Consider the following 24,710-nt stretch of genomic DNA (forward strand, 5'->3'; position numbering starts at 1 on the left):
GAGAGCACGATGATGAAAACCAGTGTGCGCATTGGCGCTTTTGAAATCGACGACGCCGAATTACATGGCGAATCGCCAGGGGATCGAACGTTAACCATTCCGTGTAAATCCGATCCGGATTTATGTATGCAACTGGACGCCTGGGATGCCGACACCAGCGTCCCGGCCCTTCTTAACGGAGAACATTCGGTTCTATTTCGCGAGCACTACGATCGTAAGTCAGATGCCTGGATCATGCGCCTTGCCTGATTCAAAAAGAACCCGTCGCCAGACGGGTTATTTCCTGGTTAATTTCCCTCATCTATCAACATCTTCTACACTACAGGTATGGCTTTACCCTTTGAGGATGGAATGTTCACGCTGGTTCTTTTTGTGTGCTACCTGGGCGGCGGTTGTGAAGATATCGTTGTTGATGTCTACAAAACCGAGCAGCAGTGCCTGATATCGATGGACGATCAGCGTATTCGTAACGGCGGATGTTTACCCGCGGATGACTATATCGACAGCTTCTGGCGTCCGGCCCAGGAGTACAGCGATTTTTGATTATTGCAGTTGCACCAGCGTTAACTCGCCTCCAAATACCGCTCCGGTATCAATATAGTGCAGATTCTCGTGATCCAACCGTTGGCGCAATGGCGTGTGACCAAACCAAAAGTGATCCGCGCCGCGAATGCCGTTGCCTTTATTCATTAGCCTTGAGCGATCCCACAGCACCCGCTGTAAATCGATATCTTTTTGCCACTGATAATCATCATCAGGGTAATCTGCGTGGGCAATGACATGAATGCCATTGCTGCAACGCAGCTCCAGAATCCAGGGTAATTGCTGACATTCTTCAAGAGCGAATTTTGCCGCTGGCTGCTCCGCCTGTGCAAACCACGAACCGCCATTCATATACCACAGCGATTGCTCCCCTGTTGCCAGCGCATCCAACCCCATTTGTTCATGATTCCCTCTGACCGCGACAATCCAGCTTTTACGCAGTAATTTCAGGCAGCGCAAACTGTCAGGCCCGCGATCGATAACATCTCCCACTGAAACCAGCAGGTCCTGCCACGGATCAAAATGACAGTGGCGCAATTTAGCCATCAATAATGAGAAGCAACCGTGGATGTCCCCGACCACCCAGACGTGACGCCAGCGCGTCGCTTCCACTCTCTGATAGGCATTGTCAGGCAGTCCCATTTGACCTCCTGTACACAAATATTGCCCTGTTCTTAATTAAACCTTAGCAGTAAAAAACAGAATGACCGAACCAGACGTCGTGGCCCTACGCTATCCGCGCGTCAACGAGGTACAATCGCAACAGCTTCCAGTTCTTCTTCCAGTTCAGCGACTAAAAATTGCAGGTCATAATCAGGTGCATTACGTGCACAGGCTCTTTCTTCTCTTTTCTGTTTACTACACAACTCCTGATAAAAATCATTAACCGCAGGGATATTCCCGGTAATTTTTATTACATCATGTTCATGATAAAATAGTAACGGTGGCCCACCTTGGGTGTTAAATGCAACAGCCTTAAGCGGCGTGAGCTCCATCGCCTCAACAAAGCCTTTGTCACAACTCAATATTCCAGGAAAAAAATACCGCTCATCCTTTCCTGTATTGAATGTGAGTGCCTGTTCTAAATACCTACAGTGAGTCAAGTCCCAGGCCATACCCCGTAATGCCGGCCACAGATTTTTCGATTTTTTATGTACTTTGTTAAAAAACCTAAAGTCAGTCCCTCGCTTAAAAAACTCACTCGCCAGGATCAATTCTCTTGTCGCCAAAAAGCAAGCTTTGGTGTGAGCAAAACTTAAGAGATCGATTAGTTTATTCTTAAGCGATCTGGCAGGCGATTTTATTTGTATGATACTCATCATAAGAACATAAGCGTATACGCTATCGTGCCTGTCTGTTAACGCACGCCTGAACTCAGAGTTTCTGTTTTTGGTGAGCATTGAGCTAAAATGTCTGTCTGTATTGAGAAAAAGCTCACCTTGAGATATCTTTGAGGTCAATATTCCACTGCTTCCAGACTTAACGAGATCAACATCTTTTATAAATTCGTATCCCATCAACTTGTCAAATATTTTATGGTGATTATCTTTTTCATCCAGATTTTTAAGATTCTCCAGTTCATATAATACTGAGTCTACTTGCGTATTCTTATGTGAAATAAATTTAAATATTTCTTCAATATCATCATCCAGACCAGAAACTTTGCCATTAATATATGGTCTGAGATAGCTTAATGCCTGACTATCAAGGGATATGGAGTAGTCTATTTTAAATGTAGAGTGCCCTTTCTCACTGAACATTTCCTCTATGGTTTGGGGATCCATCACGAAAACATTTTCATCATTGAATAAAGAGCGGATAGACGCCCCATGCTCGAATTTCTTGTTAGTTTGAAAACCCGGATATGGCCCTTTAGGCGATGAAAAGACAAATTTATACTCAGGAATTAATGGATAGAAACTGGTATATAGTTTTAATGATGCAGAGAGATCATCAGCATTACCAATCTCCATCACAAGCCTTTCTTTTAATTTTTCCATTTCTTATGTCTCTTTATCGAGAAACTAAGTCCATGTATCAGGGACCAGAACTTCATCAATTGATGGATAATCATACCGCTATTGAGAGAGGCGTGTCCAAGCCTCTGAGGAACAGGCATCAACTGAAATGCCGGCACATCAGCCGGATCTCAGGAAAAACGGGCATCACGATCTGATTTTTTTCTGTGCAAATGAAGTGTGAATGTTAAAAACAGTATGGTATAACGAAGAAATCCCGAAAAGTGATATGCGGAAAAATTTCGGAAACTTTCAGACATTATGTCCTAAGTTATTGAAATAAAAATCCACATAAAAAGAGACCGAATACGATTCCTGTATTCGGTCCAGGGAAATGGCTCTTGGGAGAGAGCCGTGCGCTAAAAGTTGGCATTAATGCAGGCTAAGTTACCCTGCCATTTAAGAATAGATGACAGCGCCAGGTTTTCCAGTCCGCGACTAAAGTGGCCTGAAAAAAAGGACGATTGTCACGCACCCAAACGTAAAAACCGCAAGTTCTCCTGAGAGATCCTTGCGGTTTTTTATTGGAAATCAGAGTGCTACATCTGACAATTAGCAGAGCTTTTCTGCACGCTCCACAAACGGCGCCAGGCTCATTTTTTCGCCCGGTTTCGCCGGATCATCAATCTGGATAATCTCGATCGGCTTTGCCGTGGTTTTCCCGCTCTCCACCTGCTGTCTGGCGACATCATTTAACGGGTATTGCACCAGCGTACTGGGATTGATGACATACAGCGCGTTACCCGGACGGCAGGTCAGCATCACCTCTTCCCGATTAAACGCCCACTTATCTTTACCAACCTCAAAACGGCTGACGGTGATGACCTGTGGCGCAGCCAGTGCGGCCCCGGAGCTTGCCAGTAGTACTAACGAGATAATGATTTTTTTCATGCGTTTTGCCAGTCCATCAATCAGAAAGGTTCGAGAGTTGCAAACAGGCTGACAATCGCCAGCACAACGGCCCCAATTCCCCATTCCAGCTTAGTCATCCAAATAAAATAGAGTGTCATACTGCGGTTATCCTGCCGCATGCGTGGTACCAGAACATACCGATTCACCAGCGCAATCGCCACCATTAGCATTACCAGAGCACCTTTTAACAAAAGCAGTTGCCCGTAAGCCATGTGCCAGGGAACAGAAAAACCGACAATAAACAGCGCATTCATAATACCGGTAAGTAAAACACCGATAACGAAAAGATGCCCGTAGCGGGAGAAACGCATCATGGTGCTGATGGCCTGTTCTCGCCAGCGGCCATGCGCCATTCGCATACAGTAAAGTACGGGTAGCAGGCCACCGAACCAGGCGGCAGCGCATATCAGATGCAAGGCATGGTTAACCTGCTGGAATGCCCCAGTAATGCCACTGTGCAGCGTCGCATGCCCGACGCCAGCCAGCAAAATAAACTGCGCAATCGTCAACATTAACAGCCGTCGCGGCATGCTACGCGGTACGATAATAACCACCACCAGCGTGACCAGCGCGAGGATAATCTGCCATAACCAGACGCCGCCAAACTGCGTTTGCAACACCGCGCCCCATACATCTGTAGAGATAACATCCCGCCAGCCTGAGCCCATTAGCCCACCCTGGATCGCCAGCATCAGCGTCGCGCTGATAAAACTCCACGTTGCGGCATGCCGTTGCAGACGTAAAAAACGACGCATCATTAAACGACGAACCGAAACGGGAGCCAGCCATGCGCCGTAAAGCGCACAGCCAAACACCAGCATCAAAGTGGTAAAATGGATGAACCGTAGTGCAACCCAGGTAAATGCCAGCATCGGTTATTTCACGCTAAAGGTATATTGCCCCTTCGTTTTATGACCATCTACGGAGACGACATGCCAGTCGACCGTATATTTTCCAGCTTCCAGCGTCTGAGCAAGCGGAACAATCAGTTGCGTTTTGTCCTGCTCACTGCGCGACGCTTTGCCCGTTTTGATCTGTTCTTTGTTTGGACCGGTCAACGTTGCACCGCTGAATCCTGGCTCTACGCCTTCAGAGAAATTCAGCGTCAACGCCTGAGGAGATGCCGCAACCTCGGCATTAGCCGCCGGGCTTTGTTTCGTCAGGTGAGCATGAGCCAGGGCGGCAGGCGTGACCAGAACGCTGGCCAGTACGATGAGAGCGTTGCGAAGCATAGATGCAGATGAAGCCATTTCAACTATTCCTTTTTGTTATGTCTAATCTATAGAGAATAACCTTCTACAATGATCGAGTCGAGAATCATCATTTCGGTCTTGCCATTAATGCACACTCTTAGTAACTTTGCGCGCCGAAAGACAGAGAAAAGGAGAAGCCCATGAACATCAATCTGGCCAAACTTGAACAAGCTGAAATGGATAAGGTCAATGTTGACCTGGCCGCGGCGGGTGTCGCATTTAAGGAGCGATACAATATGCCGGTTGTTGCCGAAGTAGTTGAACGTGAACAACCCGAACATTTGCGCGACTGGTTTCGGGAAAGACTCATCGCGCACCGTTTGGCATCCGTTTCCCTTTCGCGTTTACCCTACGAGCCTAAAGTTAAATAAAACTTATATAACGTTACGATTCCTTACATGATGCCTGCTACAGTATAAGTATATCCTTAATCTATAATTTAAGGATGGTTGTAGACACTATGAAAAGGAAATCATTATGTCACACTGGAAAATCGCAGCAGCGCAGTACGAACCTCTTCATACCTCAGTTACCGAACATGTCGCGCATCACCTGCAATTCATTCAGGCAGCAGCTCAATGCCAATGTGAATTGCTGGTTTTCCCCTCCCTTTCGCTATTGGGTTGTGTTGATGAGCATGACGCGCTCCCAGCCCCACCCGATTTATCGTTGTTAGAACCTCTCGCGCATGCCGCCGCGACTTATCGCATGACGATTATTGCGGGACTGCCGGTAGAGCATAACAATCGGTTCGTAAAAGGGATCGCACTTTTCTCTCCCTGGATGACCTCGCCCTTAACGTTTCATCAGAGTCACGGGGCCTGTATCGCCAGACAGCGAAATGCCATTAGCGTTGTGGATAGCCAACCGGAAGGTATCGATATCGACCCGGCTTATTCCCTGTTCACCAGCAGTCAGTCCGTTAGCGAACCCGAATTGCTCTCCTCCACATCTCGTCTACAGAGTTTCTCGCATAAGTTTGCCATTGCGGTATTAATGGCTAATGCGCGTGGCAGCAGCGCATTATGGGATGAGCGCGGTCGATTGATTGTTCGTGCAGACAGCGGTTCCTTACTCTTAACGGGTCAACGCACGCCACGGGGTTGGCAAGGTGATATCATTCCATTACGCTAATCGTTTTGGGTCAGGAGCATGGCATGTTGCGCATAATAGATACAGAAACCTGTGGTCTGCAGGGAGGCATTGTTGAGATTGCTTCTGTCGATGTGGTTGACGGAAAAATAGTCAATCCAATGAGCCACCTGGTGCGTCCTGACCGCCCTATAAGCCCTCAGGCGATGGCTATCCATCGTATTACTGAAGCGATGGTAGCCGATAAGCCGTGGATTGAAGATGTCATCCCGCAATACTACGGCAGCGAGTGGTACGTGGCGCACAATGCCAGCTTTGACCGCCGCGTGTTACCCGACATGCCCGGGGAGTGGATTTGCACCATGAAGCTCTCCCGTCGTTTGTGGCCGGGGATCAAATACAGCAATATGGCGCTGTATAAATCACGTAAGCTGAGCGTCCAGACGCCGTCAGGTCTGCATCATCACCGCGCCCTGTATGACTGCTACATCACTGCGGCACTGCTGATCGACATCATGCAGACGTCAGGCTGGTCAGCAGAACAGATGGTCGATATTACCGGTCGCCCTGCGTTACTCACTACGTTCACTTTTGGTAAGTACCGCGGAAAACCGGTATCAGAAGTGGCTGAACGCGATCCGGGCTACTTGCGCTGGTTATTTAATAACCTCGACAGTATGAGCCCGGAGCTGCGCTTAACGCTGAAACACTATCTGGATAACGCCTGAGTTTACGCCTGTCCAGGCAGTGTTCCCTGCGCCAGTCCTACCAAAAATGCGTATTCCAGGGCCACGCCTTCGTAAGATTTAAAACGCCCGGATTTACCGCCGTGCCCGGAATCCATATCCGTGCAGAGCAACAGCAGACGATCGTCCGTTTTCAGCTCACGCAGTTTTGCCACCCATTTTGCCGGTTCCCAGTATTGCACCTGGGAGTCGTGTAATCCCGTCGTAACCAGCAGATGCGGATAATCCTGTGCTGTAACATTGTCATACGGGCTGTAGCTTTTCATGTAGGTGTAATACTCTTCGTCCTGCGGATTACCCCACTCTTCAAACTCACCGGTCGTCAGGGGAATTGACTCATCCAGCATCGTAGTTACCACATCGACAAATGGCACCTGCGCAATGACGCCATGGAAGAGTTCCGGGCGCTCATTAATGGCGACGCCCATTAACATTCCTCCGGCACTCCCCCCCATGCCATAACAGAGTGAAGGCGCACCGTAGCCCATTTTTAGCAGCGCATCGCAGACGTCAAGGTAATCATTGAAGGTATTTTTCTTGAGCAGAAACTTACCGTCTTCATACCACTGCTGTCCTAACTCACCACCGCCACGCACATGGGCAATGGCATAGACAAAGCCGCGATCCAGTAGGCTCAAGCGACTACTGCTGAAATCGGCGTCCATGCTGGCGCCATACGAACCATAGCCGTAAACCAGTAACGGATTTTTTCCTTTCAGGAAATACTTTTGATGATAAACCAGTGAAACCGGAACCTCGGTGCCATCACGCGCGGTGATCCATACGTGTTCGCTGCGGTAATTCGCCGCATCAAATCCGGGGACCTCCGTCTGCTTAAGTACGCGACGTTCCCCGGTGTCCATATCCAGTTCAAACAACGTGTCCGGGGTGGTCATGGAGGAATAGCCATAGCGCAGCCGCGATGTCTCCGGCTCTGGATTATAGGCAAGCCAGGTCACATACGCTGGATCGTCAAAAGCGATGCCGACTACTTCGCGCGTTTTACGATTAATCTGTCGCAGGCTGGTTAAGCCTCGCTGGCGCTCCTCCACCACCAGCCAGTCTGTGAACAGCGTAAAACCCTCCAGCATGACGCTATCGCGCGGCGGGATCAGCGTCTCCCAGGCTTGTTCATCTCGCACACGGGTACGGTACAAACCAAAATTTTTACCCTGACGGTTAGAGCGCAGATAAAACGTATGCTGATAGTGATCGAGGCTGTATTCGTGGTCTTTGCGCCGGGCTAAAAAGACTAACGGCTCGGCATCCGCCAGTTCTGCATCAAGCAGCAAAACCTCACTGGTGGTCGCACTGGCGATATGAATAACCACATAGTGAAGCGAGGTGGTTTTATGCAGGCTGACATAAAACATATCATCGGCTTCTTCATACACCAGCTCATCCAGTGACGATGGCGAGCCGACGATATGCCGCCAAACCTGATACGGAAGCAGCGTGGTTGCATGTTTGCGCACGTAATAGAAGGTCTGCGAGTCATTTGCCCAGACCAGGTCTGCTTCAACGTTGTCCAGCACTTCAGGATACCAGTTGCCGCTTTGCAGATTGCGAAAACGCACGCCATATTGCCGACGAGAGAGATAATCTTCGGCCAGTGCCATGATAGTGTTATCCGGCGATATCGCCAGCCCTCCCAGCGTATAAAACTCACTGTGAGCTGCTCGCTGGTTACCATCCAGCAGGGTGTCCCATCCATCCCACTCTTCACTGAAGGCAGACTGACGCTGGTAAATGGCATACTCGCACCCCGGTTCATAAATATGCCGGTAGCGATAACCATTCTTCACATAAGGGGCGGATGCATCCTGGGGCGGGATTCGGTCGATAATCTCTTTCAGGATGCGATCCTGCAAGGCCTGTTGCGAGGCCATAATCTGGCGGCCATACGCATTTTCTTGTTGCAGATAATCCAGTACTTCCGGCTGCGAGCGGGTGTCATCTCGCAACCAGTAATAATTATCAACACGAGTATCGCCATGCTGCGTCATGGCGTGGGGAATACGAGAAGCTTTTGGTAGCATGTCATTGTTCTTTTGCTTAATCATCCTATAAGGGTGGCAAAAGACAGCAATGATGCAAGCGAAACATGCGCCTTAGCGGTAAGTAATTAACCCGGTAAAGCCTGTTTTTGTTCTTTGAGATCCTGTTCAATGCCTTCACGAACATCCTGCGGGATCTTCAGCGCATCGCCCAGCGCGTTCAGATAGCTACGCTCCATAAAGTGGTCGATATCAATCGCCGCACAGCTCAGGAAGTAAATTTCCAGCGCTTCTTCTTCGTTGCGGATACCTTGTGCCAGGCGTTGAGGATCTAGCGGTTGTTCGATGGCGCGCTCAATCAGAACGCGACCCTGCTCTTCAACGCCCGCTTCGCGGAGTTGCTGCTCAATGGCGGTACGTTCTTTAGCATCAATATGACCATCGCTTTTCGCCGCAAAAACCAGCGCCAGGATCAGACGTTCAGTTCGCTCATCCAGCGGTGAGCTTTGTGCGCCGAACTGCGGTTCATCCTGATGCGCAGCGCGAACCTTATCCTTGTATTTGTTCCATAACACGGTACCGGCAACTGCCCCACCACCAACTAAAAGCGCGCTGGTGCCGTATTTACTCAGTAATTTACGTGAAGATTTATTGGCAACCAGTAATCCTGCCAGACCGCCTAACGCGCCCGGAACCAGAAGTTTACTCAGCCCTTGCTCGCCAGAAGATGACGCGGAGGATCCTTTTTGCCCAAGAAGAGATTGTAGTTGATTTAGCCAGTTAGCCATTTTGCCCCTCAAGTACAGACGAATAATCATCAAAGCGTACCCGAGGGGATGTCAGGAAGTGTTCAGGTCATCAAAAGATGTGCAAATACCTTCGTTATTGCGGCTTATACTCCGCCGTTCCGGCCTTGCAGTCGACTTTTACCTGATAGTGAATATCCGCGCTTTTACCGCGAACCGTCAGGGGAACTGACCATTTCCCGTCTTTGCCCGTAATATCGGGCGTGTTGACCCAGGCGACAGGGTCGGCCTGACCAACGCGTTTTTGATCGTCAGCCCAGCGGGAGATGCGATTTTGCTGATAATCACGTTTCACGCTCGCCGCAATGCCGTTTGCATCCAGTCCTTCACACTTGGGGAACTGAACATTCTTGCTTTCCGTATTTGCCGCAAACACAGATACGCTGGCGGACAACAACAGCAGGCTCAGTAACGCTCTTTTTTTATACATTCTTTTCTCCTTAATCTCCCCTTCGCCATTCATGTTGCCTGTAGCAACGTGAAATGACGTCAGGGATTGCACAATGATTCAGGGAAAAGCATGGTACAAAACGTCAGGAGCGCAAGTCGTTTCAGGCAGCCTGAGTATCATCCTCAGTGTGCGCGTCGTTTTCGACCGCCTGCGGCGATGGCAGTTTGCCATTTTTCAGAATGGCGCTCAGCACATCCTTTTGCTCAGCCAGCCACAGGGAAAGTGCTTCACGCTGCTCGTCTTCGAGCGCTACCGGCGATTGTTCCAGCCATGTGTCGAGCAAATCCGCTGTGTCCAGCATTTTGTCATACGCATCGGCTTCCTTTTTGCTGGTAAACGACATTTTTTCCTCACCTTCCCGAATGACTACGTATTTAACTTCAACCGCCATTTTTGCAGCCTCTCAAATTACCTGTATTTATGTACAGTATATTCTTTTTGCGCCTCGAAATCAACCTGGTAATAAAGACAGACGCAAACGTTTTCGTATATACTGCGCCCAGATAAAACAGGGGATTAATTTATGACGTTATTAGGCACAGCGCTGCGTCCCGCAGCAACGCGAGTGATGTTATTAGGTTCAGGTGAACTGGGTAAAGAGGTGGCTATTGAATGCCAACGCCTGGGCGTGGAAGTCATTGCCGTGGATCGTTACCCCGACGCGCCAGCTATGCATGTTGCCCATCGTTCATACGTAATCAACATGCTGGATGGCGATGCATTACGCCAGCTCGTGGAGCGTGAAAAACCAGATTATATCGTGCCCGAAATAGAGGCGATTGCCACAGATATGCTGGTAACACTGGAACAGGAAGGCCAACGCGTCGTGCCGTGTGCCAGGGCGACGCAACTGACCATGAACCGCGAGGGGATCCGTCGACTGGCCGCCGAAGAATTGTCTTTGCCGACCTCTTCTTACCGCTTTGCTGACAGCGAAGCCCGCTTTCGTGAGGCCGTCGCCGAAATCGGCTACCCCTGCATTGTGAAGCCGGTAATGAGTTCCTCCGGGAAGGGACAGAGCTTTATTCGTTCCGCCGATCGGCTCACCGAGGCCTGGGACTATGCTCAGCAGGGAGGCCGGGCAGGCGCCGGACGTGTTATCGTCGAAGGCGTAGTGAATTTTGATTTTGAAATCACCCTGCTTACCGTCAGCGCCGTTGATGGCGTCCATTTCTGCGCGCCGGTAGGACATCGTCAGGAAGATGGCGATTATCGTGAATCCTGGCAGCCGCAGCAGATGAGTGACCTGGCACTGATGCGCGCGCAGGAGATTGCCCGTAAGGTGGTGCTGGCACTGGGCGGCCATGGACTGTTTGGCGTGGAGCTGTTTGTCTGCGGTGATGAGGTGATTTTCAGCGAAGTTTCCCCTCGCCCTCACGACACGGGTATGGTGACCTTGATTTCGCAGGATCTGTCCGAGTTTGCCCTACACGTACGCGCATTTCTCGGTCTGCCCGTTGGCGCAATCCGCCAGTATGGACCTTCTGCTTCCGCCGTTATCCTGCCGCAACTTACCAGCCAGAATATCACGTTTGATAACGTGCAGGCCGCTGTAGGTGCGGGTATGCAAGTGCGTTTCTTTGGCAAGCCGGAAATCGACGGGAGCCGTCGTCTGGGCGTTGTGCTGGCCACAGCACAGAGCATTGAAGATGCGGTGATACGCGCGACAGACGCAGCCGCACAGGTGAAAGTCGCAGGATAAAAACCAGACCCGTAGGTCGGATAAAGCATTGCTGCCGTATCTGACCTACGGTTTACGCATTAACGGATTACTGCTTCGCGCCTTCTACTGCTTCACGAGCCAGCTTAGTAATGCGATCGTAATCCCCCGCTTCCAGCGCATCTGCAGGAACCAGCCAGGAACCGCCGATGCACAGCACGCTTTTCAGTGCCAGGTAATCGCGGTAGTTAGACGGGGAAATACCACCAGTTGGGCAGAAACGGACCTGAGAGAACGGACCCGCAATCGCCTGCAGTGCTTTAGTACCACCGTTCGCTTCCGCCGGGAAGAATTTGAATTCTTTCAAACCGTAGTCCATACCCAGCATCAGTTCAGAAACGGTGCTGATACCAGGAATTAGCGGAATAGTGCCTTCGGTTGCAGCCTTCAGCAGCGGCTCAGTCAGGCCCGGGCTGATAGCAAACTGCGCACCGGCTTCGGTCACTTCAGCCAGCTGTTGTGGGTTCAGTACGGTACCCGCGCCAACGATAGCGTCTGGAACTTCTTTGGCGATCGCGCGAATGGCATCCATCGCACATGCGGTACGTAAGGTCACTTCCAGAACGCGCACGCCCCCTGCAACCAGCGCTTTTGCCATCGGCACCGCGTGTTCCAGTTTATTAACCACAATAACCGGTACAACCGGGCCAGTGGTCAGGATTGCTTCTGCACTTGTCTTCCAGTTTTTCATCAGAGTTTTCTCTCGCCTGATTACAAAATAAGTCTTAAAAAGTGATACAGGTTGCGCCCTGCTCCGCACCGGACAGCTTTTCACGCAACGCGCTGAACATTTCACGGCCTGTACCCACGCGCGATGCGCTGAGGTCAGGAATGTGAGGCTGACGAGAGGCAAGTTCCTCTTCATCAACCAGCAGCGTCAATTCACCTGTCTGTCCATTCACACGAATGATGTCGCCATCGCGTACTTTTGCCAGCAACCCGCCATCATAGGCTTCCGGGGTTACATGGATTGCTGAAGGCACTTTACCTGAAGCACCTGAAAGTCGTCCATCTGTAACTAACGCAATTTTGAAACAACGGTCCAATAATACACCAAGTGGCGGCATGAGTTTATGTAATTCTGGCATTCCGTTCGCTTTTGGTCCCTGATGGCGCACAACCACCACGCAATCCCGATCAAGCAGACCCGCATCGAAGGCCGGTAACACATCATGCTGACTTTCAAAAACGACTGCCGGTGCTTCAATTACCTGATTTTCTACCGGGACCGCCGACGTCTTCATCACTGCTCGACCAAGGTTTCCGCTCAGCACTTTGGTGCCGCCATGGTGGGAGAACGGTTGGTCAAAGGTGGCAATCACATTGCTGTCCAACGACTTCGCCGCCCCTTCACGCCAGTCCAGTTCACCCTCGTTGAGCCAGGGTTCCATGGTGTAACGTGATAAACCGAACCCGGCAACGGTGTTCACATCTTCATGCAGCAGACCCGCGTTAAGCAGTTCTCGCATTAACACCGGCACACCACCCGCGGCCTGGAAGTGGTTAATATCTGCCGGACCATTCGGGTACAAACGCGCCATCAGCGGCACGATATCGGACAGATCGGAGAAGTCGTCCCAGTTAATCAGTATCCCGGCCGCACGCGCCATCGCTACCAGGTGCATCGTATGGTTAGTTGAGCCCCCGGTCGCCAGCAGCGCGACAATACCGTTCACCACAACTTTTTCATCAATCATTTTACCGATCGGCATCCATTCATTGCCGTTTCCAGTCAGGCGCGTTACCTGACGGGCTGCCGCCGCGGTCAGTGCTTCGCGTAATGGCGCATCCGGGTGCACGAATGAGGAGCCTGGCAGTTGCATCCCCATAAACTCCACCACCATCTGGTTGGTGTTCGCGGTGCCATAGAACGTACAGGTACCCGGTGCGTGATAAGACGCCGCTTCGGATTCAAGAAGCGCCATACGATCGACTTTACCTTCAGCATACAGCTGACGGATACGCACTTTTTCTTTATTCGCCAGACCGCTCGCCATCGGACCGGAAGGAATAAAGATTGAAGGCAGATGACCAAATGACAGCGCCGCCATCACGAGGCCCGGGACAATTTTGTCACACACGCCGAGGAACAGCGCACCGTCGAACATATTGTGGGAAAGGCCTACTGCAGCCGACATCGCAATCACTTCACGACTCAGCAGGGAAAGCTCCATCCCATCCTGGCCCTGGGTCACACCGTCGCACATGGCAGGCACACCGCCCGCAACCTGGCCTACAGCATTGGCTTCATGTAGCGCTTTACGAATGATGGTCGGATAGTGTTCATACGGCTGATGCGCGGAGAGCATGTCGTTATAGGAGGTAATGATCGCGATATTGTTACGCAGCATGCTTTTCAGCGAAGCCTTGTCGTCCGGCTGACACGCAGCAAAACCATGCGCCAGGTTACCGCATGCCAGCTGTGAGCGATGAACGGTAGTTGATTTCGCTTGTTCAATACGGGCGAGGTAGGCGGAACGTGTGTCACGAGAACGTTCGACGATACGTTGTGTTACGCGTAACAAATTCGGATTCATAGAGGCTCCTAAAATTTATCTGTCAGAGCGTTGGATCAACAATGTGTTTCAGTTGGGTTAAAAATGGCTGAATCGCTTGTTAGCCGCAGCTCAGGGGCAAAATCGTTTCAGGCAGTGTAATAAAAAAAGCCCCGCGGGTGAATCCACGCGGAGCTTAAAAGTGCAAAAATTATTCTACAATCTGTGTTAGATCATGTTACCGGTAAAATAACACCTATGGGCTAGATGATATTTTACTCAAACTCGTTCCAGGAACGACCATCACGGGTGATCATGGCCACAGAAGCAACCGGTCCCCAGGTGCCTGCCTGATACGGCTTCGGCGCGTCGTTGTCCATCGCCCATGCTTCGGTAATGGAGTCGACCCACTTCCATGCTTCTTCAACTTCATCACGGCGCACAAACAGCGCCTGAATGCCGCGCATCGTTTCAAGCAGCAGGCGCTCGTAGGCGTCGGCAAGGTGCGTCTGGTTGAAGGTTTCGGAATAGCTCAGATCAAGCTTGGTAATTTGCAGATTATGCTTGTGATCCAGACCCGGTACTTTGTTCAGTACCTGGATATCGACACCTTCATCAGGCTGCAAACGGATGGTCAGCTTGTTCTGCGGTAGATCCTGCCAGGACTCTCTGAACAGGTTCAGCTCAGGCGTTTTGAAGTAAACCACGACTTCAGAGCACTTCGTCGGCAAACGTTTACCGGTACGCAGGTAGAAAGGAACACCCGCCCAGCGCCAGTTATCGATATCCACACGGATCGCCACAAACGTTTCCGTGTTGCTGCTCTTGTTCGCGCCTTCTTCTTCCAGATATCCCGGAACTTTTTTGCCCTGGGCAAAACCGGCGGTGTACTGGCCGCGAACCGTTTTTTCACGTACGTTCGAACGATCGATGCGACGTAGTGATTTCAGTACTTTCACTTTTTCATCACGGATGCTGTCAGCGCTCAGATCGGACGGTGGAGACATCGCGATCATGCACAGAATTTGCAGCAGGTGGTTCTGGATCATATCGCGCATTTGACCGGCCTGGTCAAAATAGCCCCAGCGCCCTTCAATACCTACCTCTTCCGCCACGGTAATTTCTACGTGATCAATAGTGCGGTTATCCCAGTTGTTCACAAACAGGGAGTTGGCAAAACGCAGTGCCAGCAGGTTCAGGACCGTCTCTTTGCCGAGATAGTGGTCGATGCGGTAAACCTGACACTCTTCGAAATACTCGCCAACCTGATCGTTGATTTCACGGGATGTTGCCAGTGACGTACCCAGTGGTTTTTCCATCACGACGCGGGCTGGTTTAGCATTCAGCTTTGCTTCACCCAGACCTTTGCAGATCGCGCCGAAGGTACTCGGCGGCATCGCAAAATAGTTGATGGTGGTCCGCGATTTTTGATCCAGCATTTTGCCCAGACGTTTAAACGCGGCTGTGTCATTGACGTCCAGATTACAAAACTCCAGACGACCGCTGAGGGTCTCCCATAAACCTTCATCGATTTTTTCTTTCATGAAGGTTTCGAGCGCTTCGCGCACAACCTTGGTATAGGCTGCTTTGTCCCAGTCGGCACGCCCAACCCCAATGATGCGGGTTTCAGGGTTAATCTGTCCGGCCTTTTCCAGTTGATACAGGGAAGGCAGCAATTTTCGCCGCGCCAGGTCGCCCTTTGCGCCGAAAATGACCAGATCACATGCCTGGGCTGTTTGCGTTACCGCCATGTCATTCTCCTCAATTAAGTGCCTGGTGCTTTTGCCAGACACTGGTTGTAATTTTATTACACTGCACTGTACTGCTTTTACGTGAATCCGGAAACCGTAAACGCTTATCCAGCCGTGCTGTTACCGTGAACAGCCGCTTTATTACCATTTCCCGTCGCAAAATGGACAAAAAAGTCGTCTTTTTTTGTACCCATGAAGAAGTAAGAAAACCAGACTCTGATCATGTAATGAAAAAAAACAACAACTATTCTGTCCATTTTGCCCCGTTGCTGCATCAGCGGGGGTACTATCTATACACTGAATCAAGCCTCGGTTTCCCCATATCGCTGAAATCGTTTTTGCCCATGACCCATGAGTCTACCTACATCATGAATATGCTGGAAAAAATCCAGTTAAAACTGGAACAGTTGAGCAAGTCAGAGCGTAAAGTCGCTGACATTATTCTTGTCTCTCCCGAGCGAGCAATCCATTCAAGCATCGCCGCACTAGCTGTAGAAGCCAACGTCAGCGAGCCGACGGTGAACCGTTTCTGTCGCAGCATGGATACCCGTGGCTTTCCTGATTTTAAACTGCATTTGGCGCAAAGTCTGGCAAATGGCACCCCTTATGTTAATCGTAATGTGGATGAGGATGACAGCGTTGAATCTTACACAGGGAAAATCTTCGAATCAGCGATGGCAAGCCTCGATCACGTTCGCCAGTCGCTGGATAACGCGGCGGTAAACCGGGCGGTAGATTTATTAACCCAGGCGAAGAAAATTGCTTTCTTTGGCCTGGGTTCTTCGGCCGCGGTAGCGCATGACGCGATGAATAAATTTTTCCGCTTTAACGTACCGGTCATCTATTCCGACGATATTGTTCTGCAACGCATGAGTTGTATGAATTGTAGCGACGACGACGTCATTGTGCTTATTTCCCATACTGGAAGGACCAAAAGCCTGGTTGAACTGGCGCAGTTGGCGCGGGAAAACGACGCCATGGTTATCGCCCTCACCTCTCCCGGCACGCCACTGGCGCGTGAAGCAACGCTGGCAATTACCCTTGATGTACCGGAAGATACTGACATTTATATGCCCATGGTCTCTCGACTTGCTCAACTGACCGTGATAGATGTGCTGGCTACAGGATTTACTTTGCGCCGTGGGGCAAAATTTAGAGATAACTTGAAGCGTGTCAAGGAAGCGCTCAAGGAATCGCGTTTTGATAAAGAATTACTCATCAAGAGTGATGACCGCTAAAAGCAATAACAATGTTCTACCCTTTTATCATCCGGGTCGTTCATTTACCGTTAATGTTTGAGAACGGCCGGATTAATGTTCACGCAACACCAAGTTGTTTCAGTCAACGGAGTATTACATGTCCAGAAGGCTTCGCAGAACCAAAATCGTAACCACGTTAGGCCCGGCAACTGACCGCGATAACAACCTTGAAAAGATTATCGCCGCGGGTGCAAACGTCGTACGTATGAACTTTTCTCACGGCTCTCCAGAAGATCACAAACTGCGGGCGGATAAGGTCCGTGAAATTGCCGCAAAACTGGGACGTCATGTCGCTATTTTGGGTGACCTGCAGGGACCTAAAATCCGCGTATCTACCTTTAAAGAAGGTAAAGTATTTCTTAACGTTGGCGACAAGTTCCTGTTAGACGCCAATCTCGGTAAAGGCGAAGGCGACAAAGAAAAAGTCGGTATTGATTATAAAGGTCTCCCTGCTGACGTCGTGCCAGGCGATATCCTGCTGCTCGATGATGGTCGCGTACAGCTTAAAGTGCTGGAAGTTCAGGGTATGAAGGTCTTCACCGAAGTCACCGTCGGTGGCCCGCTGTCTAACAATAAAGGCATAAACAAACTGGGCGGCGGTCTCTCTGCTGAAGCCCTGACCGAAAAAGACAAAGCTGACATCATCACCGCTGCGCAAATCAGCGTTGACTATCTGGCCGTCTCCTTCCCGCGCTGCGGCGAAGACCTGAACTATGCCCGCCGTCTGGCGCGCGACGCAGGTTGCGATGCGAAAATTGTCGCCAAGGTAGAGCGTGCTGAAGCCGTCTGCGACCAGAATGCGATGGATGACATCATTCTGGCTTCCGACGTGGTGATGGTCGCACGTGGCGACCTGGGCGTTGAAATTGGCGATCCTGAGCTGGTAGGTATTCAGAAAGCGTTGATTCGTCGCGCACGTCAGCTGAACCGTGCGGTTATTACCGCTACGCAGATGATGGAATCGATGATCACCAACCCAATGCCAACCCGTGCGGAAGTGATGGACGTGGCTAACGCCGTTCTCGACGGTACCGATGCCGTCATGCTCTCTGCAGAAACAGCAGCAGGTCAGTACCCGGCGGAAACCGTCTCGGCCATGGCGCGCGTCTGTCTGGGCGCCGAGAAAATCCCGAGCATCAACGTTTCTAAACACCGCCTTGACGTGCAGTTTGATAACGTTGAAGAAGCGATTGCCATGTCAGCGATGTATGCCGCTAACCACCTGAAAGGAGTGACCGCTATCATCGCAATGACAGAGTCCGGTCGTACTGCGCTGATGACGTCTCGTATCAGTTCCGGCCTGCCAATTTTCGCGATGTCTCGTCATGAACGTACGCTGAATCTGACCTCTCTGTATCGCGGCGTCACCCCGGTTCACTTTGACAGCGAAACAGATGGCGTCGTTGCCGCCAATGAAGCAGTGAACCTGCTGCGAGATAAAGGCTATCTGGTTTCCGGCGACCTGGTGATTGTGACCCAGGGCGATGTGATGAGCACCGTTGGCTCAACCAACACCACGCGTATTCTGACCGTCGAGTAACGCCAACGTTTGATGTAAAAAAGCCTCTCGTTTGAGAGGCTTTTTTTTATTTCTTCGGATAGAGATCTTTACGCTTATAGGGCTCAATTTCACCAGGCTTACGCGTCTTAAGCAGTTTCAGAATCCAGGTGTATTGCTCAAGGTGCGGCGTCACAAAGATTTCCACCTCTTCGTTCATTCGTCTGGCAATGGTGTGGTCATCCGCCGTCAGGATGTCATCCATCGGAGGACGGACCTGAATCGTCAGACGGTGCGTTTTCCCATCATAGACCGGGAACAGCGGTACCACGCGGGCGTGACAGACCTTCATCAGACGACCTATCGCCGGTAACGTTGCTTTATAGGTAGCAAAAAAATCGACAAACTCACTGTGCTCAGGACCATGGTCCTGATCCGGCAGGTAGTATCCCCAATATCCCTGACGGACAGACTGAATAAACGGTTTGATGCCGTCATTACGCGCATGTAATCGACCACCGAAACGACGGCGCACCGTGTTCCACACATAATCGAATACCGGGTTCCCCTGATTGTGGAACATCGCTGCCATTTTCTGTCCCTGGGAAGCCATCAACATCGCCGGGATATCTACGCCCCAGCCATGAGGAACGAGAAAAATCACTTTTTCATCGTTGCGACGCATCTCTTCGATGATTTCCAGACCCTGCCAGTCAACCCGGTTCTGAATTTTTTCCGGACCACGTATGGCGAGTTCCGCCATCATCACCATTGCCTGAGGCGCAGTCGCAAACATGTCATCGACAATGGCTTCGCGCTCAGCTTCGCTACGTTCAGGAAAACACAGGGATAAATTGATCAGCGCTCTGCGACGTGAGCTTTTGCCCAATCGTCCGGCCAGGCGTCCGAGCTTTGCCAGAACAGGATCGCGAAATGATGCCGGCGTTAACGCAATCCCTGCTATCGCCGCCACGCCCAGCCAGGCGCCCCAGTAGCGCGGATAGCGAAATGATTTATCAAACTCAGGGATATACTCAATATTCTTTTTTTTCGTTTCCATGCTCTTCCAGTGTCTGGTGCGGCGAAAAGTAGATCTGCTGATAGTGTAGCGGCGCACGATGCGCCGTACAAAATAAAAAAGCCGGCACGCATAGCGTACCGGCTTTATCAGTGTACTAATTAATCAAAACGTAGCTGAGGCATAACTTCTTTCACCTGCGCCAGGTAATCGGTGCGATCCGAGCCGGTCAGACCTTCTGTGCGCGGCAGTTTCGCCGTCAGAGGGTTAACAGCCTGCTGGTTGATCCATACTTCGTAATGTAAATGCGGCCCCGTTGAACGACCGGTATTGCCTGAAAGCGCGATACGATCGCCACGTTTCACTTTTTGTCCTGGTTTGACCAACAGCTTACGCAGGTGCATATAACGCGTGGTGTAGGTGCGACCATGACGTACCGCAACATAGTATCCGGCTGCGCCGCTGCGCTTCGCTACCACTACTTCGCCATCCCCCACCGACAACACCGGCGTGCCTTGCGGCATCGCAAAGTCGACACCTTTGTGCGGCGCAACGCGTCCGGTCACCGGGTTCAGGCGACGCGGATTAAAGTTTGAGGAGATACGGAACTGCTTCGCCGTCGGGAAACGCATAAAGCCTTTCGCCAGCCCGGTACCGTTACGGTCATAGAACTTACCATCTTCAGCACGGATGGCGTAATAGTCTTTGCCCTCAGAGCGCAAACGTACGCCCAGCAGTTGGCTTTGCTCACGCTTGCCGTCCAGCATTTCGCGAGACATCAGCACCGAGAACTCATCGCCCTTCTTCAGTTTGCGGAAATCCATCTGCCACTGCATGGCCTTAATCACCGCGCTGATTTCAGAGCTGGTGAGTCCGGCTTCTTTGGCGCTGGCGACGAAGCTTCCGCCCACGGTGCCTTTGATTCGGCTGTTAACCCAATCGCCCTGCTGCATTTCGCTGCTCATCTTGAAACCCGTCGCGGTGCGATCGTAAGTACGGGTTTCACGGCGAGACACTTCCCAGGTCAGGCGCTGCAGGTCACCTTCCGCGCTTAACGTCCAGGAAAGTTGCTGACCAATTTTCAGGTTACGCAGTTCCTTATCGGAAGCAGCGAGCTGGCTGATATCGCCCATATCGATGCCGTACTGATTGAGAATACTGCTCAGCGTATCGCCCGTGGAGACGACATATTCATGCACGCCAGCCTCACCAGACGTTTTGTCATCCAGTTCATCCTGTGGGATAGCTTCGTCTTCCTGAGCGGCCTGATCGATAGGTTCGCTGGCCTCTGGCAACAGTGAACGAATCTCGCTTTTTTCCAGCTCGATAGTTTTAACGATAGGTGCGGAATCGGGATGGTAAACATAAGGCCGCCAGACGGCGACGGCCAATGTCAGTACGGTAAGCGACCCCAACATAACGCGATGGGGTCGCGGCAGATTATTAAATGCCAGAGCGACAGAGCGGGCTATCTGTTGCACGTATTCACTTCCTCATTAATCTCCTTTCAGGCAGCTCGCATACTGGTTGGCTAATTGGTTTAAAAACGCTGAATAGCTTGTTTTACCCAGTTTGATATTCGTACCGAGCGGATCCAACGTTCCCATTCGAACGGATGTCCCTCTCGCGACGGCTTCAACGACCGCTGGCCTGAACTGTGGCTCAGCAAAAACGCAGGTTGCTTTTTGCTCAACCAACTGTGTTCTTATTTCATGTAAACGCTGCGCACCAGGTTGAATCTCAGGGTTCACGGTAAAGTGACCAAGCGGTGTTAGTCCGTAGTGTTTCTCGTAGTAGCCATAGGCGTCATGAAAAACGAAATAACCTTTTCCCTTGAGCGGTGCGAGCTCGTTACCTACCTGCTTATCGGTTGCGGCTAATTGTGCCTCAAAATCCTTCAGGTTGGCGTCAAGTTTGGCTCGACTTTGCGGCATAAGTTCCACTAATTTTTCATGGATTGCAACCGCTGAGGCCCGCGCTATCTCTGGGGAAAGCCAAAGATGCATGTTGTAATCGCCGTGATGGTGATGCTCGTCACTTTTTTCACTGCCAGCATCATTGTGTCCATGATCGTCGTCGTCGTCATCCGCACCTTTCATGAGTAACGGTTTCACGTCATTGAGCTGCGCAATCGTTACCTGTTTCGCGTTAGGAATATTCTTGACTGATTTTTCCATAAACGCTTCCATCTCAGGTCCGATCCAAACGACTAAGTCCGCGCCCTGTAAGCGTTTTACGTCTGAAGGACGCAATGAGTAATCGTGTTCGGAAGCCCCGTCGGGCAGCAGAACCTGGGTGTCAGTGACCCCGTCAGCAATGGCTGAAGCAATAAACCCCAGCGGCTTAAGAGAAGCAACGACAGCGGCATTTGCTGCCTGTGTTGCACTACCCCAAAGAGCAGCGGATAATGCTGCGAAAAGAAGCGTATTTTTATGTAACATAATGCGACCAATCATCGTAATGAATGTAAGAAATGTGATATTATAACATTCTATAACTTCTGCAAGACTAAAATTGATATGACGACTTTGGTTTCACTGGAAAATGTCTCGGTCTCTTATGGTCAACGCCGCGTCCTCTCTGACGTTTCGCTTGAACTTCGACCCGGTAAAATATTAACGCTACTCGGCCCAAACGGTGCCGGGAAATCTACGCTGGTGCGCGTTGTATTAGGCCTGGTAGCGGCTGATGAGGGAGTTATCAAGCGTAATGGTCAGTTGCGGATCGGCTATGTGCCGCAAAAACTGTACCTCGATACTACGCTTCCGCTGACGGTAAGCCGGTTTATGCGTTTACGTCCCGGCACCAAAAAAGAGGATATCCTCCCGGCACTGAAACGCGTTCAGGCCGGACATCTGATGAATGCGCCGATGCAAAAACTCTCCGGCGGAGAAACGCAACGCGTGCTGTTGGCCCGTGCTTTATTGAATAAACCTCAGCTACTGGTACTTGATGAGCCAACCCAGGGTGTGGATGTCAATGGGCAGGTTGCACTGTACGATCTTATCGACCAGTTGCGACGTGAACTGGATTGCGCCGTACTGATGGTTTCCCATGACCTGCATCTGGTGATGGCAAAAACCGATGAAGTACTGTGTCTAAACCATCATATTTGTTGTTCTGGCGCGCCGGAAGTGGTTTCTATGCACCCGGAATTCATCTCAATGTTCGGGCAACGCGGTGCCGAACAACTCGGAATTTACCGTCATAATCATAATCACCGCCACGATTTACAGGGTCGTATCGTCTTACGCCGGGGAAATGGTCACTCATGATTGAATTGTTATTACCCGGTTGGTTAGCCGGGATCATGCTGGCCTGTGCCGCTGGCCCACTCGGCTCGTTTGTGGTCTGGCGTCGAATGTCTTACTTCGGTGATACGCTGGCTCACGCTTCGCTGCTGGGCGTCGCCTTCGGCCTGCTGTTGGATGTAAACCCCTTCTATGCGGTCATCGCCGTCACTTTGTTGCTGGCTGGCGGTCTGGTATGGCTGGAGAAGCGCCCTCACCTCGCGATCGATACCTTACTGGGCATTATGGCCCACAGTGCGCTGTCATTGGGGTTGGTTGTCGTTAGCCTGATGTCTAACATCCGTGTGGATCTGATGGCCTACCTGTTTGGTGATTTGCTCGCCGTGACGCCAGAAGATCTTATCTCTATCGCCATTGGCGTGGTTATCGTTCTGGCGATTTTGTTCTGGCAGTGGCGCAACCTGCTGTCGATGACCATCAGCCCGGATCTGGCATTTGTCGATGGCGTGAAACTGCAACGCGTCAAGCTACTGCTGATGCTGGTTACGGCGTTAACTATTGGCGTGGCGATGAAGTTTGTCGGGGCGCTGATCATCACCTCGCTGCTGATCATCCCCGCGGCGACCGCCCGCCGCTTTGCCCGTACGCCGGAGCAGATGGCAGGGGTTGCCGTTGGTGTGGGAATGATAGCGGTTACAGGCGGACTGACCTTCTCGGCCTTCTATGACACCCCGGCAGGTCCTTCCGTAGTGCTGTGTGCTGCGCTGTTGTTTATCTTCAGCATGATGAAAAAGCAGGCAAGCTAAACGTGGGTTGCCCGGTGGCGCTGCGCTTACCGGGCATACAAAATCGCCCAGGCCTGATGAGCGTAGCGACATCAGGCACTAAGGCATCTCTGGCGGCGTAATGCCAAAATGGTTCCATGCGCGCACCGTTGCCATTCTTCCGCGCGGCGTACGCTGCAAAAAACCTTGCTGAATCAGATACGGCTCCAGCACGTCCTCAATGGTTTCACGCTCTTCCCCAATCGCCGCCGCCAGGTTATCCAGGCCGACCGGTCCGCCGAAGAATTTATCGATAACCGCCAGCAGCAGCTTACGGTCCATATAATCGAATCCTTCCGCATCCACATTGAGCATATCCAGTGCCTGAGCGGCGATGTCTGCTGAAATTGTGCCGTCATGCTTCACTTCGGCGAAATCGCGTACCCGGCGTAACAAACGGTTGGCAATACGCGGCGTACCGCGGGCCCGACGCGCCACTTCCAGCGCGCCTTCATCGCTCATTTCCAGCCCCATATAGCGTGCGCTGCGCCCAACAATATGCTGCAGGTCAGCCACCTGATAGAACTCCAGGCGCTGCACAATACCGAAGCGGTCACGCAGCGGAGAGGTTAACGACCCGGCACGCGTGGTCGCCCCAATGAGCGTAAACGGTGGCAGATCGATCTTGATCGAACGTGCAGCCGGCCCTTCGCCAATCATGATATCCAGCTGATAATCCTCCATCGCCGGATACAGCACCTCTTCCACCACCGGTGACAGGCGATGGATTTCATCGATAAACAGCACATCGTGGGGTTCAAGGTTGGTCAGCATTGCCGCCAGATCGCCCGCTTTTTCCAGTACCGGACCGGAAGTGGTACGCAGATTAACGCCCATTTCATTGGCCACAATATTGGCAAGCGTGGTTTTACCCAGACCTGGAGGACCGAAAATCAGCAGGTGATCGAGAGCGTCACCGCGCAGCTTCGCCGCCTGGATAAAAATCTCCATCTGCGAACGTACCTGAGGCTGGCCAATATACTCTTCCAGTAATTTAGGACGGATCGCACGATCCACCAAATCTTCAGGGGTAGTGCTGACAGCCGAAATCAGGCGATCTGCTTCAATCATCCTTT

The 24,710-nt window shown here is 51.3% G+C and carries 26 protein-coding genes; 10 read left to right on the forward strand and 16 right to left on the reverse strand.

Annotated elements, in window-relative coordinates; all coding sequences use genetic code 11:
• Positions 1 to 12: 12 nt before the first annotated feature.
• A complete protein-coding gene (locus LA337_13540) occupies positions 13 to 249 on the forward strand; it encodes a YebV family protein (GenBank protein UBI18469.1) in 237 nt (78 codons plus the stop codon).
• 102 nt (positions 250 to 351) lie between these two features.
• Positions 352 to 543, forward strand: coding sequence for a YebW family protein (locus LA337_13545; protein UBI14217.1), 192 nt, complete (start codon positions 352 to 354; stop codon positions 541 to 543).
• Here LA337_13545 and pphA read toward each other — a convergent pair whose 3' ends face one another.
• The 5 genes from pphA to yobA all read right to left on the reverse strand — a co-directional run bounded on the left by pphA (position 544) and on the right by yobA (position 4,723).
• Positions 544 to 1,185, reverse strand: coding sequence for a protein-serine/threonine phosphatase (pphA, locus tag LA337_13550; protein ID UBI14218.1), 642 nt, complete (start codon positions 1,183 to 1,185; stop codon positions 544 to 546).
• Positions 1,186 to 1,286: 101 nt separating this feature from the next.
• Positions 1,287 to 2,543: a hypothetical protein gene (locus LA337_13555; GenBank protein ID UBI14219.1), complete on the reverse strand. Its 1,257-nt coding sequence runs from the start codon at positions 2,541 to 2,543 to the stop codon at positions 1,287 to 1,289.
• A gap of 570 nt (positions 2,544 to 3,113) precedes the next feature.
• Positions 3,114 to 3,452, reverse strand: coding sequence for a YebY family protein (locus tag LA337_13560; protein UBI14220.1), 339 nt, complete (start codon positions 3,450 to 3,452; stop codon positions 3,114 to 3,116).
• A gap of 20 nt (positions 3,453 to 3,472) precedes the next feature.
• Positions 3,473 to 4,345: a copper homeostasis membrane protein CopD gene (gene copD / locus LA337_13565; GenBank protein ID UBI14221.1), complete on the reverse strand. Its 873-nt coding sequence runs from the start codon at positions 4,343 to 4,345 to the stop codon at positions 3,473 to 3,475.
• Between the two features lie 3 nt (positions 4,346 to 4,348).
• The gene (yobA, locus tag LA337_13570) at positions 4,349 to 4,723 is read right to left on the reverse strand and encodes a CopC domain-containing protein YobA (protein ID UBI14222.1); all 375 of its coding nucleotides are present in this window, start codon (positions 4,721 to 4,723) and stop codon (positions 4,349 to 4,351) included.
• Positions 4,724 to 4,866: 143 nt separating this feature from the next.
• Between yobA and LA337_13575 the strand changes: the two genes are divergently transcribed.
• The 3 genes from LA337_13575 (at position 4,867) to exoX (ending at position 6,546) form a co-directional block, all read left to right on the forward strand.
• On the forward strand, positions 4,867 to 5,097 hold the full coding sequence (locus LA337_13575; protein UBI14223.1) for a DNA polymerase III subunit theta: 231 nt from the start codon (positions 4,867 to 4,869) through the stop codon (positions 5,095 to 5,097).
• 106 nt (positions 5,098 to 5,203) lie between these two features.
• Entirely contained in the window at positions 5,204 to 5,860 is a 657-nt protein-coding gene (locus LA337_13580; GenBank protein UBI14224.1) for a carbon-nitrogen hydrolase family protein, read from the forward strand.
• Positions 5,861 to 5,883: 23 nt separating this feature from the next.
• Complete coding sequence (exoX, locus tag LA337_13585; protein ID UBI14225.1) at positions 5,884 to 6,546, forward strand: exodeoxyribonuclease X; 663 nt, start codon at positions 5,884 to 5,886, stop codon at positions 6,544 to 6,546.
• A gap of 2 nt (positions 6,547 to 6,548) precedes the next feature.
• Here the strand turns inward: exoX and ptrB are convergent, their stop codons facing one another.
• The 4 genes from ptrB to yebG all read right to left on the reverse strand — a co-directional run bounded on the left by ptrB (position 6,549) and on the right by yebG (position 10,209).
• Complete coding sequence (gene ptrB, locus LA337_13590) at positions 6,549 to 8,603, reverse strand: oligopeptidase B (protein ID UBI14226.1); 2,055 nt, start codon at positions 8,601 to 8,603, stop codon at positions 6,549 to 6,551.
• Positions 8,604 to 8,689: 86 nt separating this feature from the next.
• Positions 8,690 to 9,349 (reverse strand): tellurite resistance TerB family protein, encoded by a 660-nt coding sequence (locus LA337_13595; GenBank protein ID UBI14227.1) that lies wholly within the window; start codon positions 9,347 to 9,349, stop codon positions 8,690 to 8,692.
• A 94-nt stretch (positions 9,350 to 9,443) separates the two neighbouring features.
• On the reverse strand, positions 9,444 to 9,797 hold the full coding sequence (locus LA337_13600) for a hypothetical protein (GenBank protein ID UBI14228.1): 354 nt from the start codon (positions 9,795 to 9,797) through the stop codon (positions 9,444 to 9,446).
• Between the two features lie 121 nt (positions 9,798 to 9,918).
• On the reverse strand, positions 9,919 to 10,209 hold the full coding sequence (yebG, locus tag LA337_13605; protein UBI14229.1) for a DNA damage-inducible protein YebG: 291 nt from the start codon (positions 10,207 to 10,209) through the stop codon (positions 9,919 to 9,921).
• 132 nt (positions 10,210 to 10,341) lie between these two features.
• Between yebG and purT the strand changes: the two genes are divergently transcribed.
• A complete protein-coding gene (purT, locus tag LA337_13610; GenBank protein ID UBI14230.1) occupies positions 10,342 to 11,520 on the forward strand; it encodes a formate-dependent phosphoribosylglycinamide formyltransferase in 1,179 nt (392 codons plus the stop codon).
• Positions 11,521 to 11,587: 67 nt separating this feature from the next.
• Here the strand turns inward: purT and kdgA are convergent, their stop codons facing one another.
• From kdgA to zwf, 3 genes are all read right to left on the reverse strand, one after another.
• On the reverse strand, positions 11,588 to 12,229 hold the full coding sequence (kdgA, locus tag LA337_13615; protein ID UBI14231.1) for a bifunctional 4-hydroxy-2-oxoglutarate aldolase/2-dehydro-3-deoxy-phosphogluconate aldolase: 642 nt from the start codon (positions 12,227 to 12,229) through the stop codon (positions 11,588 to 11,590).
• 34 nt (positions 12,230 to 12,263) lie between these two features.
• Positions 12,264 to 14,075 (reverse strand): phosphogluconate dehydratase, encoded by a 1,812-nt coding sequence (edd, locus tag LA337_13620; GenBank protein ID UBI14232.1) that lies wholly within the window; start codon positions 14,073 to 14,075, stop codon positions 12,264 to 12,266.
• Between the two features lie 233 nt (positions 14,076 to 14,308).
• Positions 14,309 to 15,784, reverse strand: a complete 1,476-nt coding sequence (zwf, locus tag LA337_13625) for a glucose-6-phosphate dehydrogenase (GenBank protein UBI14233.1) — start codon at positions 15,782 to 15,784, stop codon at positions 14,309 to 14,311.
• Positions 15,785 to 16,152: 368 nt separating this feature from the next.
• On the opposite strand from zwf, the gene LA337_13630 reads away from it, so the two are divergent.
• Entirely contained in the window at positions 16,153 to 17,022 is an 870-nt protein-coding gene (locus LA337_13630) for a MurR/RpiR family transcriptional regulator (GenBank protein ID UBI18470.1), read from the forward strand.
• A gap of 118 nt (positions 17,023 to 17,140) precedes the next feature.
• Positions 17,141 to 18,583: a pyruvate kinase gene (pyk, locus tag LA337_13635; GenBank protein ID UBI14234.1), complete on the forward strand. Its 1,443-nt coding sequence runs from the start codon at positions 17,141 to 17,143 to the stop codon at positions 18,581 to 18,583.
• A 46-nt stretch (positions 18,584 to 18,629) separates the two neighbouring features.
• Here pyk and lpxM read toward each other — a convergent pair whose 3' ends face one another.
• The 3 genes from lpxM to znuA all read right to left on the reverse strand — a co-directional run bounded on the left by lpxM (position 18,630) and on the right by znuA (position 22,000).
• Positions 18,630 to 19,601 carry a lauroyl-Kdo(2)-lipid IV(A) myristoyltransferase gene (gene lpxM / locus LA337_13640; protein UBI14235.1) on the reverse strand — a complete coding sequence of 324 codons (972 nt, stop codon included), beginning with the start codon at positions 19,599 to 19,601 and terminating at the stop codon, positions 18,630 to 18,632.
• Positions 19,602 to 19,720: 119 nt separating this feature from the next.
• Positions 19,721 to 21,040: a murein DD-endopeptidase MepM gene (mepM, locus tag LA337_13645; GenBank protein ID UBI14236.1), complete on the reverse strand. Its 1,320-nt coding sequence runs from the start codon at positions 21,038 to 21,040 to the stop codon at positions 19,721 to 19,723.
• 15 nt (positions 21,041 to 21,055) lie between these two features.
• Positions 21,056 to 22,000: a zinc ABC transporter substrate-binding protein ZnuA gene (znuA, locus tag LA337_13650; GenBank protein ID UBI14237.1), complete on the reverse strand. Its 945-nt coding sequence runs from the start codon at positions 21,998 to 22,000 to the stop codon at positions 21,056 to 21,058.
• A gap of 78 nt (positions 22,001 to 22,078) precedes the next feature.
• Between znuA and znuC the strand changes: the two genes are divergently transcribed.
• Both znuC and znuB read left to right on the forward strand, forming a co-directional pair.
• Positions 22,079 to 22,834: a zinc ABC transporter ATP-binding protein ZnuC gene (gene znuC / locus LA337_13655; GenBank protein ID UBI14238.1), complete on the forward strand. Its 756-nt coding sequence runs from the start codon at positions 22,079 to 22,081 to the stop codon at positions 22,832 to 22,834.
• On the forward strand, positions 22,831 to 23,616 hold the full coding sequence (znuB, locus tag LA337_13660) for a zinc ABC transporter permease subunit ZnuB (protein ID UBI14239.1): 786 nt from the start codon (positions 22,831 to 22,833) through the stop codon (positions 23,614 to 23,616). Before znuC ends, znuB begins: the two co-directional genes overlap by 4 nt.
• A gap of 78 nt (positions 23,617 to 23,694) precedes the next feature.
• Here the strand turns inward: znuB and ruvB are convergent, their stop codons facing one another.
• On the reverse strand, positions 23,695 to 24,705 hold the full coding sequence (gene ruvB / locus LA337_13665) for a Holliday junction branch migration DNA helicase RuvB (protein UBI14240.1): 1,011 nt from the start codon (positions 24,703 to 24,705) through the stop codon (positions 23,695 to 23,697).
• Between the last annotated feature and the right edge of the window lie 5 nt (positions 24,706 to 24,710).

The organism is Citrobacter europaeus, assembly GCA_020099315.1.
In the GTDB taxonomy this organism is placed as follows: Bacteria; Pseudomonadota; Gammaproteobacteria; order Enterobacterales; family Enterobacteriaceae; genus Citrobacter; species Citrobacter europaeus.

Bases quoted from the DNA above. Each gene is read 5' to 3' on its own strand.
- LA337_13540 (UBI18469.1), top strand. From the start codon at position 13: ATGAAAACCAGTGTGCGCATTGGCGCTTTTGAAATCGACGACGCCGAA.
- LA337_13545 (UBI14217.1), top strand. From the start codon at position 352: ATGTTCACGCTGGTTCTTTTTGTGTGCTACCTGGGCGGCGGTTGTGAA.
- pphA (UBI14218.1), bottom strand. From the start codon at position 1,185: ATGGGACTGCCTGACAATGCCTATCAGAGAGTGGAAGCGACGCGCTGG.
- LA337_13555 (UBI14219.1), bottom strand. From the start codon at position 2,543: ATGGAAAAATTAAAAGAAAGGCTTGTGATGGAGATTGGTAATGCTGAT.
- LA337_13560 (UBI14220.1), bottom strand. From the start codon at position 3,452: ATGAAAAAAATCATTATCTCGTTAGTACTACTGGCAAGCTCCGGGGCC.
- copD (UBI14221.1), bottom strand. From the start codon at position 4,345: ATGCTGGCATTTACCTGGGTTGCACTACGGTTCATCCATTTTACCACT.
- yobA (UBI14222.1), bottom strand. From the start codon at position 4,723: ATGGCTTCATCTGCATCTATGCTTCGCAACGCTCTCATCGTACTGGCC.
- LA337_13575 (UBI14223.1), top strand. From the start codon at position 4,867: ATGAACATCAATCTGGCCAAACTTGAACAAGCTGAAATGGATAAGGTC.
- LA337_13580 (UBI14224.1), top strand. From the start codon at position 5,204: ATGTCACACTGGAAAATCGCAGCAGCGCAGTACGAACCTCTTCATACC.
- exoX (UBI14225.1), top strand. From the start codon at position 5,884: ATGTTGCGCATAATAGATACAGAAACCTGTGGTCTGCAGGGAGGCATT.
- ptrB (UBI14226.1), bottom strand. From the start codon at position 8,603: ATGCTACCAAAAGCTTCTCGTATTCCCCACGCCATGACGCAGCATGGC.
- LA337_13595 (UBI14227.1), bottom strand. From the start codon at position 9,349: ATGGCTAACTGGCTAAATCAACTACAATCTCTTCTTGGGCAAAAAGGA.
- LA337_13600 (UBI14228.1), bottom strand. From the start codon at position 9,797: ATGTATAAAAAAAGAGCGTTACTGAGCCTGCTGTTGTTGTCCGCCAGC.
- yebG (UBI14229.1), bottom strand. From the start codon at position 10,209: ATGGCGGTTGAAGTTAAATACGTAGTCATTCGGGAAGGTGAGGAAAAA.
- purT (UBI14230.1), top strand. From the start codon at position 10,342: ATGACGTTATTAGGCACAGCGCTGCGTCCCGCAGCAACGCGAGTGATG.
- kdgA (UBI14231.1), bottom strand. From the start codon at position 12,229: ATGAAAAACTGGAAGACAAGTGCAGAAGCAATCCTGACCACTGGCCCG.
- edd (UBI14232.1), bottom strand. From the start codon at position 14,075: ATGAATCCGAATTTGTTACGCGTAACACAACGTATCGTCGAACGTTCT.
- zwf (UBI14233.1), bottom strand. From the start codon at position 15,784: ATGGCGGTAACGCAAACAGCCCAGGCATGTGATCTGGTCATTTTCGGC.
- LA337_13630 (UBI18470.1), top strand. From the start codon at position 16,153: ATGAATATGCTGGAAAAAATCCAGTTAAAACTGGAACAGTTGAGCAAG.
- pyk (UBI14234.1), top strand. From the start codon at position 17,141: ATGTCCAGAAGGCTTCGCAGAACCAAAATCGTAACCACGTTAGGCCCG.
- lpxM (UBI14235.1), bottom strand. From the start codon at position 19,601: ATGGAAACGAAAAAAAAGAATATTGAGTATATCCCTGAGTTTGATAAA.
- znuA (UBI14237.1), bottom strand. From the start codon at position 22,000: ATGTTACATAAAAATACGCTTCTTTTCGCAGCATTATCCGCTGCTCTT.
- znuC (UBI14238.1), top strand. From the start codon at position 22,079: ATGACGACTTTGGTTTCACTGGAAAATGTCTCGGTCTCTTATGGTCAA.
- znuB (UBI14239.1), top strand. From the start codon at position 22,831: ATGATTGAATTGTTATTACCCGGTTGGTTAGCCGGGATCATGCTGGCC.
- ruvB (UBI14240.1), bottom strand. From the start codon at position 24,705: ATGATTGAAGCAGATCGCCTGATTTCGGCTGTCAGCACTACCCCTGAA.